The sequence below is a fragment of the Martinezella lusitana genome, from assembly GCF_014207095.1.
Lineage (GTDB): Bacteria > Pseudomonadota > Alphaproteobacteria > Rhizobiales > Rhizobiaceae > Rhizobium > Rhizobium lusitanum_B.
Genome location: NZ_JACHBG010000014.1, coordinates 79,604 through 91,807, shown reverse-complemented (window position 1 = coordinate 91,807; position 12,204 = coordinate 79,604). Strand labels below are relative to the sequence as shown.

The 12,204-nt window shown below is 60.4% G+C and carries 13 protein-coding genes; 11 read left to right on the top strand and 2 right to left on the bottom strand.

Features of this window, described 5'->3' with window-relative positions; translation table 11 throughout:
- The first annotated feature begins 1 nt into the window (after window position 1).
- From GGD46_RS23410 to GGD46_RS23375, 8 genes are all read left to right on the top strand, one after another.
- The gene (locus tag GGD46_RS23410; RefSeq protein WP_184708466.1) at window positions 2-1,360 is read left to right on the top strand and encodes a pyruvate dehydrogenase complex dihydrolipoamide acetyltransferase; all 1,359 of its coding nucleotides are present in this window, start codon (window positions 2-4) and stop codon (window positions 1,358-1,360) included.
- Between the two features lie 24 nt (window positions 1,361-1,384).
- A complete protein-coding gene (locus GGD46_RS23405) occupies window positions 1,385-2,026 on the top strand; it encodes an SGNH/GDSL hydrolase family protein (RefSeq protein WP_184708464.1) in 642 nt (213 codons plus the stop codon).
- Between the two features lie 52 nt (window positions 2,027-2,078).
- Window positions 2,079-3,542, top strand: a complete 1,464-nt coding sequence (gene lpdA, locus GGD46_RS23400; RefSeq protein ID WP_184708462.1) for a dihydrolipoyl dehydrogenase — start codon at window positions 2,079-2,081, stop codon at window positions 3,540-3,542.
- A gap of 55 nt (window positions 3,543-3,597) precedes the next feature.
- Window positions 3,598-3,852 (top strand): GlsB/YeaQ/YmgE family stress response membrane protein, encoded by a 255-nt coding sequence (locus tag GGD46_RS23395; protein ID WP_184708460.1) that lies wholly within the window; start codon window positions 3,598-3,600, stop codon window positions 3,850-3,852.
- Between the two features lie 70 nt (window positions 3,853-3,922).
- Complete coding sequence (locus GGD46_RS23390) at window positions 3,923-4,171, top strand: GlsB/YeaQ/YmgE family stress response membrane protein (protein WP_184708458.1); 249 nt, start codon at window positions 3,923-3,925, stop codon at window positions 4,169-4,171.
- 35 nt (window positions 4,172-4,206) lie between these two features.
- Complete coding sequence (gene lipA, locus GGD46_RS23385) at window positions 4,207-5,178, top strand: lipoyl synthase (RefSeq protein ID WP_184708456.1); 972 nt, start codon at window positions 4,207-4,209, stop codon at window positions 5,176-5,178.
- A gap of 157 nt (window positions 5,179-5,335) precedes the next feature.
- Window positions 5,336-5,929: an AAA family ATPase gene (locus tag GGD46_RS23380; RefSeq protein ID WP_184708454.1), complete on the top strand. Its 594-nt coding sequence runs from the start codon at window positions 5,336-5,338 to the stop codon at window positions 5,927-5,929.
- Between the two features lie 9 nt (window positions 5,930-5,938).
- Window positions 5,939-6,385, top strand: coding sequence for a type II toxin-antitoxin system RatA family toxin (locus tag GGD46_RS23375; RefSeq protein WP_184708452.1), 447 nt, complete (start codon window positions 5,939-5,941; stop codon window positions 6,383-6,385).
- A 12-nt stretch (window positions 6,386-6,397) separates the two neighbouring features.
- Here the strand turns inward: GGD46_RS23375 and GGD46_RS23370 are convergent, their stop codons facing one another.
- Window positions 6,398-6,895 (bottom strand): CinA family protein, encoded by a 498-nt coding sequence (locus GGD46_RS23370; protein ID WP_184708450.1) that lies wholly within the window; start codon window positions 6,893-6,895, stop codon window positions 6,398-6,400.
- Window positions 6,896-6,903: 8 nt separating this feature from the next.
- Window positions 6,904-8,112 carry a bifunctional 2-C-methyl-D-erythritol 4-phosphate cytidylyltransferase/2-C-methyl-D-erythritol 2,4-cyclodiphosphate synthase gene (locus GGD46_RS23365; protein WP_184708448.1) on the bottom strand — a complete coding sequence of 403 codons (1,209 nt, stop codon included), beginning with the start codon at window positions 8,110-8,112 and terminating at the stop codon, window positions 6,904-6,906.
- A gap of 225 nt (window positions 8,113-8,337) precedes the next feature.
- Here GGD46_RS23365 and dusB point away from each other — a divergent pair, with 225 nt between their 5' ends.
- The 3 genes from dusB to ntrC are packed head-to-tail and all read left to right on the top strand — an operon-like array spanning window position 8,338 to window position 11,965.
- The gene (dusB, locus tag GGD46_RS23360) at window positions 8,338-9,363 is read left to right on the top strand and encodes a tRNA dihydrouridine synthase DusB (protein WP_184708446.1); all 1,026 of its coding nucleotides are present in this window, start codon (window positions 8,338-8,340) and stop codon (window positions 9,361-9,363) included.
- Window positions 9,360-10,517: a two-component system sensor histidine kinase NtrB gene (locus tag GGD46_RS23355; protein ID WP_184708444.1), complete on the top strand. Its 1,158-nt coding sequence runs from the start codon at window positions 9,360-9,362 to the stop codon at window positions 10,515-10,517. Before dusB ends, GGD46_RS23355 begins: the two co-directional genes overlap by 4 nt.
- The gene (ntrC, locus tag GGD46_RS23350; RefSeq protein ID WP_184708442.1) at window positions 10,514-11,965 is read left to right on the top strand and encodes a nitrogen regulation protein NR(I); all 1,452 of its coding nucleotides are present in this window, start codon (window positions 10,514-10,516) and stop codon (window positions 11,963-11,965) included. Before GGD46_RS23355 ends, ntrC begins: the two co-directional genes overlap by 4 nt.
- Window positions 11,966-12,204: the final 239 nt, after the last annotated feature.

Below are 12,204 nucleotides of genomic sequence, written 5' to 3'. Positions count from 1 at the left end.
GATGCCTATCAACATCACTATGCCTGCCCTCTCGCCGACCATGGAAGAGGGTAACCTCGCCAAGTGGCTCGTCAAGGAAGGCGACAAGATCAAGTCCGGCGACGTGATCGCCGAGATCGAGACTGACAAGGCAACGATGGAAGTCGAGGCTGTCGATGAAGGCACCGTCGCCAAGATCGTCGTTCCAGCCGGCACCGAAGGTGTGAAGGTCAATGCCCTGATCGCCGTGATCGCCGCCGACGGTGAAGATGTCGCTGCTGCAGCCTCCGGCGCTGGTGCCGCTGCTGCTCCGGCTGCCAAGGAAGCACCGAAGGCAGAAGCGGCCCCTGCGGCCGCTCCCGCTGCGGCGCCTGCTCCGGCAAGCGTTTCGGCTCCTGCCGCACCCGCCTCGGCTCCTGCTGCAAGCGACGGTCATCGCACTTTCGCGTCGCCGCTCGCACGCCGTCTGGCCAAGGAAGCCGGCATCGATGTGACGGCTGTTTCCGGCACGGGCCCGCATGGCCGCGTCATCAAGAAGGACGTTGAAGCTGCTGTTTCCGGCGGCGGCGCCAAGGCTGCTCCGGCAGCAGCACCGGCTGCTCAGCCCGCCGCCGCTGCTGCTCCGGCCGCACCGAAGGGCATGTCCGACGATGCCGTCCTCAAGCTGTTCGAGCAGGGTTCTTACGAGCTCGTGCCGCATGACGGCATGCGCAAGACGATCGCCAAGCGCCTGCAGGAATCCAAGCAGACGATCCCGCACTTCTACGTCTCGGTCGATTGCGAACTCGATGCACTGCTGGCGCTCCGCACGCAGCTCAACGATTCCGCGCCGAAGTCGAAGGACGGCGTTCCGGCCTACAAGCTCTCTGTCAACGACATGGTCATCAAGGCCCTGGCGCTGGCACTGCGCGATGTTCCGGATGCCAACGTCTCCTGGACCGACAGCAACATGGTCAAGCACAAGCATGCCGATGTCGGCGTTGCCGTCTCCATTCCGGGCGGCCTGATCACGCCGATCATCCGCAGCGCCGAGCAGAAGACGCTCTCCACCATCTCCAACGAGATGAAGGACTACGGCAAGCGCGCCAAGGAGCGCAAGCTGAAGCCCGAGGAGTATCAGGGCGGTACGACTGCCGTGTCGAACATGGGCATGATGGGCGTCAAGAACTTCGCCGCCGTCGTCAATCCGCCGCATGCGACCATTCTGGCCGTCGGCGCCGGCGAACAGCGTGTCATCGTCAAGAAGGGCGAAATGGTGATTGCCAACGTGATGACCGTCACTCTGTCGACCGACCATCGCGCTGTCGACGGTGCGCTCGGCGCCGAGCTTCTGGCAGCCTTCAAGGGCTACATCGAAAATCCGATGGGGATGCTCGTCTGAGCCTTGGCAATACGGAGGGCATGAATGACCAAGACTGTTCTGTGTTACGGCGACTCGCTGACATGGGGCTACAGCGCCGAGACGGTCGGCCGTCATGTCTATGAAGATCGGTGGCCGAGCGTGCTGCAAAAGGCGCTCGGCCACCAGGTACGCGTGATCCCGGAAGGATTGAACGGCCGCACGACCGCTTTCGACGATCATCTCGCCGACTGCGATCGCAACGGCGCGAGGATTTTGCCGACGATCCTGCAGAGCCACAATCCCCTCGATCTCGTGATCATCCTGCTCGGCACGAATGACATGAAGCCGGTTGTTGCCGGCTCGGCATTCGCTGCTCTGCAGGGCATCAGCCGGCTGGTTCAGCTTGTGCGCAACCACGCCTGGGGGTTCGACTACGAGGGGCCGGATATCCTCATCGTCGCCCCGCCGGCGATCTCCGAGACCGCCAATGCCGCTTTCGCGGCGAGCTATCTCGGCGCAGTCAAGGAATCGAGCAAGCTGCCGACGCTCTATAGCGATCTGGCCGACGAATTGGGCTGCGGCTTCTTCGATGCCAACACGGTCGCCGTTACCACGCCGCTCGACGGCGTCCATCTCGATGCGGAAAACACCCGGGCGCTCGGTCGCGGCCTCGAGCCGATCGTGCGGATGATGCTCGGTCTCTGATACAGTTAAGGCGCCGGCTTCGATCCGCCGCCACCAATAAGGCAGGAAACATATGGCTGAGAATTACGACGTCATTATCATCGGCTCCGGTCCCGGCGGTTATGTCGCCGCCGTGCGCGCCGGCCAGCTTGGCCTGAAGACCGCGATCGTCGAGCGCGAGCACCTGGGCGGCATCTGCCTCAACTGGGGGTGCATCCCCACAAAGGCGCTGCTCCGTTCTGCTGAGATCCTCGATCATTCCAACCATCTCAAGGATTACGGCCTTGTTCTCGAAGGCAAGGTAAGTGCTGATGTGAAGGCGGTCGTCGCCCGCTCGCGCGGCGTTTCCGCCCGCCTCAACACCGGCGTCGGCTTCCTGATGAAGAAGAACAAGGTCGACGTCATCTGGGGCGAAGCCAAGATTACCAAGGCTTCGACCGGCGCTCAGCCCGGCGAGATCGTCGTCAGCAAGTCGACCAAGCCGGTCGTCGAGCCGCAGCATCCGGTGCCGAAGAACGTCAAGGGCGAGGGCACCTATACTGCCAAGCACATCATCGTCGCGACTGGCGCACGTCCGCGCGCTCTGCCCGGCATCGAGCCGGACGGCAAGCTGATCTGGACCTATTTCGAGGCGCTGAAGCCGGACTTTCTGCCGAAGTCGCTGCTGGTCATGGGCTCGGGCGCCATCGGCATCGAATTTGCAAGCTTCTACCGCTCGATGGGCGTCGACGTCACCGTCGTCGAAGTCATGCCGACGATCATGCCGGTCGAGGATGCCGAAATCTCCGGCATCGCCCGCAAGCAGCTTGAGAAGCGCGGCCTGAAGATCTTCACCAAGGCGAAGGTCATCAAGGTCGACAAGGCTGCCAACAGCGTTACCGCCCATGTCGAAACCGAAGACGGCAAGGTTCAGCAGATCGTTGCCGACCGCATGATCTCGGCCGTCGGCGTTCAGGGCAACATCGAAAACCTCGGCCTCGAGGCGCTCGGCGTGAAGACCGACCGTGGCTGCGTCGTCATCGACGGTTACGGCAAGACCAACGTGCCGGGCATCTACGCGATCGGCGACGTTGCCGGTCCGCCGATGCTGGCGCACAAGGCCGAGCATGAGGGCGTCGTCTGCATCGAGAAGATCGCCGGCCTGCCGAACGTTCACCCGACGGACAAGAGCAAGGTCCCGGGCTGCACTTATTGCCACCCGCAGGTCGCCTCCGTCGGCCTGACCGAAGCCAAGGCCAAGGAGCTCGGTCGGGATATCCGCGTGGGCCGTTTCTCCTTCGTTGCCAACGGCAAGGCGATTGCGCTGGGCGAGGATCAAGGCCTCTGCAAGGTGATCTTCGACAAGAAGACGGGCGAGCTCCTGGGCGCGCACATGGTCGGCGCCGAGGTTACCGAACTCATCCAGGGCTTCGTCGTCGCGATGAACCTGGAGACGACGGAAGAAGAGCTGATGCACACGATCTTCCCGCATCCGACCGTTTCGGAGACGATGAAGGAAGCGGTGCTCGACGCCTATGGCCGTGTGCTGAACGCTTGATAATTTCCTGCCATGCCCTTTATCCGAAGGGTGGAAAACAGGAAGGGAAATCAACATGTCTATAGCTGCGCAAGGTTGGGTCGTCTTTCTTCTCATCGGTCTGGTCGCGGGGTTTCTCGCGAGCCTGATCGTCGGTGGGGGCGGCCTCATTAGTTGTCTGGTGAGTGGCGTGATCGGCGCTTTTGTGGGCGGTTTCCTGTTCAACTATTTCGGGATCTCGCTCGGCATTGAAAATGTGCTGGTGGTGGAAATCATCCATGCCACCGTCGGCGCGATCGTCGTGGTGCTGCTGGCGAGATTGATCGTCTAGCGCATTATCGGTAAGAGGCAGCGCGGCGTTCGGCAGAATTGTCCTGAGTTGCGCTTGAAACGAGGGTTTGATGGAAAGCGTTGGTTGGCTGGGTCTGATCATCATCGGCGGTCTTGCGGGATGGCTTGCTGGCAAGCTGATGGATGCGCGCTATGGGATCATTCTCAATATCATCCTCGGTATTGCCGGTTCGGTTGTCGCAGCCGGGCTCTTGGTGGCCCTGCATGTCGGCGTACCTGGCGGCCGGCTCGGCTTTTTCGTCACCGGTTTCATCGGTGCATGCATTCTGATATTCCTCGCCAAAGTCGCACGGCGATGAAGGGCCGCATTTGAGCGGCGGAAAGTAGACGTTTCATGGTCACCATTCTCGACACGATCAACCCGGAAGCCAAGCGCGTACGACACCCGGAGAAGGCGCATCGGCCGGATACCGAAGTTCTGCGCAAGCCGGACTGGATCCGCGTCAAGGCGCCGACCTCGAAGGGCTATGCCGAAACGCGTTCGATCGTGAAGGAGCACAAGCTCGTCACGGTCTGTGAAGAGGCCGGCTGCCCGAATATCGGTGAGTGCTGGGACAAGAAGCACGCCACCTTCATGATCATGGGCGAGATCTGTACGCGCGCCTGCGCCTTCTGCAACGTCGCGACCGGCAAGCCGAACGCGCTCGACATGGCCGAGCCGGAAAATGTGGCGAAAGCCGTCAAGGAGATGGGCCTCAGCCACGTCGTCATCACCTCGGTCGATCGTGACGACCTGGAAGATGGCGGTGCCGAGCATTTCGAGAAGGTGATTTGGGCGATCCGCGCCGCTTCGCCGGGGACCACGATCGAGATCCTGACGCCGGACTTCCTGAAGAAGCCGGGCGCTCTGGAGCGCGTCGTCGCCGCCAAGCCCGACGTCTTCAACCACAATATGGAAACCGTGCCCGGCAATTACCTCACGGTACGCCCCGGTGCACGCTACTTCCATTCGGTTCGCCTGCTGCAGCGGGTGAAGGAACTGGACCCCACCATGTTCACCAAGTCGGGCATCATGGTCGGCCTCGGTGAAGAGCGTAACGAAGTCCTGCAGCTGATGGATGACCTGCGCACCGCCGACGTCGACTTCCTGACCATCGGCCAGTATCTGCAGCCGACGCGCAAGCATCATCAGGTCATGAGTTTCGTCACGCCAGAAGAGTTCAAGTCCTATGAGACTGTGGCTTACACCAAGGGTTTCCTCATGGTGTCATCGAGCCCGCTGACGCGCTCCTCGCATCATGCAGGCGACGATTTCGAGCGCCTGCGCGCCGCTCGCGCCAAGAAGCTGATGCTGGCAGCAGAGTAAGCCGAAAACCATCCAGCTTTATCTTTTGAAGGAACCGCGGCGACTGTGCCGCGGTTTTTGTTCGTGCCGTCATGTCTTCGTCATGTGAGCGGCTTAGGGAACGCGCCGCCGTTTGTGATCGGTGTCGGCGCTTTAGATGAGACTATGGAGCTGGACCGTGGAGCAGACCGTCGCGCCGCAGGCGCTTTCCCATGCCGTTGATCTTGAAGAGGCTGCTACCCTTATTAGACGGGCGAATCGCATTCTCGTCATGGGTTGCTCCGGTGGCGGCAAATCGACTCTATCGCAGAAGATCGCCACTCGTTTCGGCCTCGCCTATGTCTCCATAGATCGCGACGTCCTGTGGCTGCCCGGCTGGGTGCAGCGCGATAAGGAAGAGCAACGCGCTATCATCGTCGCCAGGGTTCAGGAAGAGCGATGGATCCTGGACGGCACCAACCCGTCGACATTTGATGTGCGCCTGCCGCGCACCGATTTCGTCATCTGGGTGCGGATGCCGCGTCTGCTATGTGTCTGGGGTGCAATCTCCCGCTGGATCAAGTGGATGGGTCGCACGCGCCCTGAAATGGCGCCGGGCTGTATCGAGAAAGTTGACTGGGAATTTCTGCATTTCATCTGGACATTTGAAGAGAAATTCTCGCCCAAAGTTATTGCCGGCCTCGCGCAGCATGGCCCGAACGTGCCCGTTTTACAGCTGAAATCCCGCGGCGAAATGCGTCAGCTTCTTGATCTTCTTGGCCGTCCTGCTTAATTGCGGCTCATGCCTCAGTTCGAAACTCATCGCCCCGTTCCGCATTCCCCCGACCAGATGTTCGATCTCGTAGCCGACGTCGAGCGCTATCCGGAATTCCTGCCGCTTTGCGAGGCGCTCATGATCCGCAATCGCAAGGAGCGTGACGGCAAGATCCTGCTGGTTGCCGATATGACCGTCGGTTACAAGGCGATCCGCGAGACCTTCACGACGCAGGTGCTGCTGAACAAGGCTGAACGCGCCATCGATGTGAAATATATCGATGGCCCGTTCAAATATCTCGACAATCGCTGGCGTTTCCAACCGTCGGAAAATGGCGGTAGCGTCATCGATTTCTTCATCGATTACGAGTTCAAGAGCCGTATTCTCGGCGCCTTGATGGGGTCGATGTTCGACCGGGCCTTCCGCATGTTCACGGATGCCTTCGAGACGCGTGCCAACAAGATCTATGCCTGATGCCGCGTCCGGTCACTGACCGAGCGTAACGAGCATCTCCAGCGCCGTTTTCAAGGTGGCCAGCCGAACCTGATCGCGGCCGATATCGCCATAGCGCATTTCATGATGAATGAGCTTGCCATTGCGTGCCTTGGCGGCGAGGTGGACGAGCCCAACAGGCTTTTCCGCAGAGCCGCCGCCAGGCCCGGCGACGCCGGTCACCGCTACGGCGAAATCGGCCCGGGAGCGGAAGAGGGCACCATGCACCATCTGTAGCGCCGTTTCCTTCGAAACCGCGCCGAATTGCGCAAGCGTCTGCTCTTGAACGCCGAGCATCTCCATCTTCGCGATGTTGGTATAGGTGACGAAGCCGCGATCGACGACGGCGGACGAGCCGGGAATTTCCGTCAGTGCGCCTGCGATCAAGCCGCCGGTGCAGGATTCGGCTGTGGCGATCATCCAAGTCCTGGCGGTGAAGTCGGTGACGATCTTCTGAGCGAGCGCTATAATCTCATCGGGAAAATGCATCATGCCTTGCCTCAGCGATAGACGACGGTTGCCGTCGCGATGGCTGCAATGCCCTCGCGGCGACCGATGAAGCCGATTTTTTCGTTGGTCGTTGCCTTGACCGAGCAGCGATCGATGCTGATGCCCAGAAATTCGGAAAGCTTGGCCCGCATGACGTCGCGATGCGGCCCGACCTTCGGCGCCTCGGCAATCAGCGAGACGTCCGCATTCATGATCGTACCGCCGCGTTCGCGCACGATCTTCGCAGCGTGCTCGATGAAGATCCGGGACGGTGCACCCTTCCATTGCGGATCGGACGGTGGAAAATGATCGCCGATATCGCCGGCGCCACATGTGGCAAGCAGGGCATCCGTGAGGGCGTGCAGGGCCACATCGGCATCCGAATGCCCCTTTAGCCGTTGGTCGTGCGGGATGAAGACGCCGCAAAGGGTGACGCCGTCGCCTGGCTCCAGCTGATGGACGTCATAGCCGTTGCCGGTGCGCACGTCAGGCAAAAGACCGGCGGTCAGCTTTTCATCGGCCATGGCAATATCTCTCTTGATCGTCAGTTTCACATTATCCGCGCTGCCGGTCACCAACGTCACCGGCAGGTTACACCATTCGGCGATTGCTGCATCGTCGGTGAAATCGCTTTTGCCGTCGGCCGCCGCTTTTTCATGTGCAGCAAGAATATCGGCGAAGCAGAAAGATTGCGGCGTTTGCGCAGCGTGAAGTCCGTCGCGAGGCACTGTCTCGGCCACCAAGCCACTCGCGTTGCCACGCTTCAGCGTGTCGCTGACCGGCATGGCGGGCAGCACGGCCGGCGCGCCAGCTGCAAGGGCCGCTGTGACGCGATCCAGCAGATCATGATCGAAGAAGGGGCGCACGGCGTCGTGGATCATCACATGCGTCACGCCGCTGTCCTTCAAATGCCTTAGCCCGGCAAGCACGGACTGCTGGCGCGTCGCGCCGCCAAAGGCGATCTCGATCTCAGGCATTTCGGCGACTTGGCCCAGCGCGGAGCGGAGTAGTTTTTCGTCATCTCGGTGAATGACGACGACGATCTTCGATGCCTGCGGCCATGTCACGAATCTTTCAAGCGTATGCGCAATAACCGCTTTGCCGCCGATCGGGCGATATTGTTTCGGGCCTTCTTCGGGCGAGCCCGCCCGTTCGCCGCGCCCGGCGGCAACGATCACAATTCCCACCGACAACGGTTGCGTTGAATGCATTTGCGTCATAAACCCCCGAAATATGAAAGGCTCGGTCTTCGGCATGGCTTTGAAAAGCGTAAAGCTTTCCTTTGAACAAGCACATGCTAAATAGATCGCCAAAACGGGATCCTGCTTCAGCAGGGTCTATCGCCTCAACCGAGAACTTTCCAGCATTTGCCCAAAAAATATCGAGGCTCCTCGAAACCTCTTGGCAAACTTTTAAAGCGTGTCTAAAAATAGTGCAGATGTATAGTGTGCCCGAAAGATAATCATTTGCTTTCCTCCAAGCTCGCAGCCCCATTTTTCATCGGTCCGGTATCCATCCGTAATCGCGTCATTCTTGCGCCGATGTCGGGTGTGACCGACCTGCCTTTCCGGCAGCTCGCTTTGCGTTACGGCGCGGGCCTTGTCGTCACGGAAATGGTGGCGAGTCGCGAGCTGGTACAGGATACGGCGGAATCGTGGGCGCGCCTGAGGAGCGCCGGATTAAAGCCGCATATGGTGCAGCTGGCCGGCCGGGAGGCCTATTGGATGGCCGAGGCGGCCAAGATCGCTGCAGATAACGGCGCCGATATCATCGATATCAATATGGGCTGCCCCGCCAAGAAGGTCATTGGCGGCTATTCCGGTTCGGCATTGATGCGCGATCCCGATCATGCGCTGACTTTGATCGAAGCGACAGTCGGCGCGGTGAACATTCCCGTGACCTTGAAGATGCGCCTTGGCTGGGATGAGAATTCCATCAATGCGCCTCATATCGCGCGTCGTGCCGAGGAGGCCGGCATTCAGCTCGTCACCATCCACGGTCGCACGCGCATGCAATTCTATGAGGGCAGGGCCGATTGGGATGCGATCCACGCGGTACGCGATGTCGTGTCCATCCCGCTCGTTGCCAATGGCGATGTCGAAACGATCGAAGACGCCGAGGAAATCCTGCGGCGATCCGGCGCCGACGTTGTCATGATCGGCCGTGGTTGCCAAGGCCGCCCATGGCATGCCGGCGTTCTTGCCGGTCATCGCGAACCGGGCCGACAGGAGATCATCGAGGTCGCGCTCGAACATTACCGCATGATGCTGGAGTTCTATGGCGAAGCCGTTGGCATCCGCCATGCCCGCAAGCATCTCGCCTGGTATCTCGATCGCTACGCGCCGGCAACGTCAGGTGCCGACAAGGCGAAAATCATGACGTCGAAGGAGAGCGGCGAGGTGGCCGCATCGTTCCATGCCGCGCTGCAGACCAGTGCCGATCTCGCCCAATGCGTCCAGGAGGCTGCATGACTTCGAAATCAAGTTCCGGAGCCGAGGGCGACGCGGCCAATTCGGTAGCCATGGCGGTTCTCAATGCGATCCAGAACCCGGTCATCATGGTTGACGAGGCGGGCCTCGTTGCCTTTGCCAACTGGGAGGCTGAAGCCTTTTTCGGCGCCAGTGCTTCGCATCTCTCGCGCTACAAGATTTCGACCTTCATTCCCTTCGGTAGCCCGCTGCTGGCGCTAATTGACCAGGTGCGCGAACGCCGTGCGCCGGTCAACGAATACCGTGTCGACCTCAGCTCGCCACGCTTGGGACAGGACAAGCTTGTGGACCTCTATGTCGCCCCGGTGTCGAGCGATATCGGCTCTGTCGTCGTGGTGTTCCAGGAGCGCTCCATGGCCGACAAGATCGACCGGCAATTGACGCATCGGGCAGCCGCCCGTTCGGTGACCGGCCTTGCCTCCATGCTGGCGCATGAGATCAAGAACCCGCTGTCTGGCATTCGCGGCGCCGCGCAGCTGCTCGAACAATCGGTCGAGGATGATGATCGGGCACTGACGCGCCTGATCTGTGACGAAACCGACCGCATCGTGTCGCTGGTCGACCGCATGGAAGTTTTCTCCGATGAGCGGCCGGTCGATCGCGTGCCCGTCAACATTCACTCGGTGCTCGATCATGTGAAGGCCGTTGCCAAGGCCGGCTTTGCCCGCAACATCAAGATCTCCGAGAATTACGATCCATCACTGCCGGCGGTTTTTGCGAACCGCGACCAACTTGTGCAGGTCTTCCTCAATCTTGTGAAGAACGCTTCCGAGGCGGTCGGCGACCGTCAGGACGGCGAGATCATGCTGACGACGGCCTATCGCCCCGGCATCAGGTTGTCGGTTGCCGGCACCCGCGAAAAGATTTCATTGCCGCTGGAATTCTGCGTCATCGACAATGGCCCCGGCGTGCCGCCCGATCTCGTCCCGCATCTCTTCGATCCGTTCATCACAACGAAAACGAACGGAACCGGCCTCGGCCTCGCACTGGTCGCCAAGATCATCGGCGACCACGGCGGTATCGTCGAATGCGATAGCCAGAACCATCGCACTACTTTCCGTGTTTTGATGCCAGCCTCCAAGGGCATCACTTCAGAAGATGCCCCACTTCCGAACTCTACAGGGACTACTCGATGACAGCCACGATCCTTGTCGCCGATGACGATGCAGCCATCCGTACCGTGCTCAATCAGGCCTTGAGCCGCGCGGGTTACGATGTCCGCATCACCTCCAACGCCGCTACACTCTGGCGTTGGGTTTCCTCCGGCGAAGGCGACCTCGTTGTAACCGACGTCGTCATGCCCGACGAAAATGCATTCGACCTGCTGCCGCGCATCAAGAAGGCGAGACCGGATCTGCCGGTTCTGGTCATGAGTGCGCAGAACACCTTCATGACCGCGATCAAGGCATCCGAAAAAGGTGCGTATGATTATCTGCCGAAGCCGTTCGATCTAACAGAGCTGATCGCGATCGTCGGCCGCGCTCTCGCCGAGCCCAAGCGGAAGCCGACGAAGATCGATGACGACGTGCAGGACGGCATGCCGCTCGTCGGCCGCTCGGCGGCGATGCAGGAAATCTATCGCGTGCTCGCGCGCCTGATGCAGACCGATCTAACGCTGATGATCACGGGCGAGTCCGGCACGGGCAAGGAGTTGGTGGCGCGTGCCCTGCACGACTACGGCAAGCGCCGCAACGGCCCCTTTGTTGCCATCAATATGGCTGCCATCCCGCGCGATTTGATCGAGTCCGAACTGTTCGGCCACGAGAAAGGCGCCTTCACCGGCGCGCAGGCCCGCTCCACGGGGCGTTTCGAGCAGGCCGAGGGCGGCACGCTGTTCCTCGATGAAATCGGCGATATGCCGATGGATGCGCAGACGCGCCTACTGCGCGTGTTGCAGCAGGGCGAATACACGACCGTCGGCGGCCGCACGCCGATCCGCACCGACGTGCGCATCGTCGCCGCCACCAACAAGGATCTGAAGCAGGCGATCAACCAGGGCCTCTTCCGCGAAGATCTCTATTATCGCCTCAACGTCGTGCCGCTGCGGCTACCGCCGTTGCGTGATCGCGCCGAGGATATCCCGGATCTCGTCCGCCATTTCATACAGCAGGCCGAAAAGGAAGGCCTTGGTTCCAAGCGTTTCGATCAGGAGGCGCTGGAGCTCATGAAGGCCTACCCCTGGCCGGGCAACGTCCGCGAGCTGGAGAACCTGATCCGCCGGCTGATGGCGCTCTATCCGCAGGATGTGATCACCAAGGAGATCATCGATGCGGAACTGCGCGCAGACGTGCCCGACAGCCCTATCGAAAAGGGGCCGGTCCGCACTGGCACCATGACGATCGCACAGGCCGTCGAAGAAAACATGCGGACCTATTTCTCGAGCTTCGGCGACAATCTTCCACCGCCCGGCCTCTACGACCGCGTTCTGACGGAAATGGAATATCCGTTGATCCTCGCCGCCCTTACGGCCACGCGCGGCAATCAGATCAAGGCTGCCGATCTGCTGGGACTGAACCGCAATACGTTGCGCAAAAAGATCAGAGAACTGGGAGTTTCGGTTTACAGGAGCTCCCGCACGGCTTGACAACGCAAGCATATGCGTTGCATTTTCGCCACAATGCGTTGCTTAAAGGTCACGCAGCAGATTCGTCGTTCTTGCGATGATGATTCATCTGGCGTTTTTCCATTGAGATGGGACTTCGTGCGATTTTTCAATGTGTTGCAGAGATGATTTGAGTTAATGGTTTCGCTTTCTGGCGAAACCGGATGACGGTTTCGGCCTAGCCTGTCGCTTGTGCTTTAGCCGAATTGGTGGGGCGCGGA

What these genes read in the sequence shown, in the direction of transcription:
- GGD46_RS23410 (WP_184708466.1), top strand. Translation starts at nt 2, where the DNA reads ATGCCTATCAACATCACTATGCCTGCCCTCTCGCCGACCATGGAAGAG.
- GGD46_RS23405 (WP_184708464.1), top strand. Translation starts at nt 1,385, where the DNA reads ATGACCAAGACTGTTCTGTGTTACGGCGACTCGCTGACATGGGGCTAC.
- lpdA (WP_184708462.1), top strand. Translation starts at nt 2,079, where the DNA reads ATGGCTGAGAATTACGACGTCATTATCATCGGCTCCGGTCCCGGCGGT.
- GGD46_RS23395 (WP_184708460.1), top strand. Translation starts at nt 3,598, where the DNA reads ATGTCTATAGCTGCGCAAGGTTGGGTCGTCTTTCTTCTCATCGGTCTG.
- GGD46_RS23390 (WP_184708458.1), top strand. Translation starts at nt 3,923, where the DNA reads ATGGAAAGCGTTGGTTGGCTGGGTCTGATCATCATCGGCGGTCTTGCG.
- lipA (WP_184708456.1), top strand. Translation starts at nt 4,207, where the DNA reads ATGGTCACCATTCTCGACACGATCAACCCGGAAGCCAAGCGCGTACGA.
- GGD46_RS23375 (WP_184708452.1), top strand. Translation starts at nt 5,939, where the DNA reads ATGCCTCAGTTCGAAACTCATCGCCCCGTTCCGCATTCCCCCGACCAG.
- GGD46_RS23370 (WP_184708450.1), bottom strand. Translation starts at nt 6,895, where the DNA reads ATGATGCATTTTCCCGATGAGATTATAGCGCTCGCTCAGAAGATCGTC.
- GGD46_RS23365 (WP_184708448.1), bottom strand. Translation starts at nt 8,112, where the DNA reads ATGACGCAAATGCATTCAACGCAACCGTTGTCGGTGGGAATTGTGATC.
- GGD46_RS23355 (WP_184708444.1), top strand. Translation starts at nt 9,360, where the DNA reads ATGACTTCGAAATCAAGTTCCGGAGCCGAGGGCGACGCGGCCAATTCG.
- ntrC (WP_184708442.1), top strand. Translation starts at nt 10,514, where the DNA reads ATGACAGCCACGATCCTTGTCGCCGATGACGATGCAGCCATCCGTACC.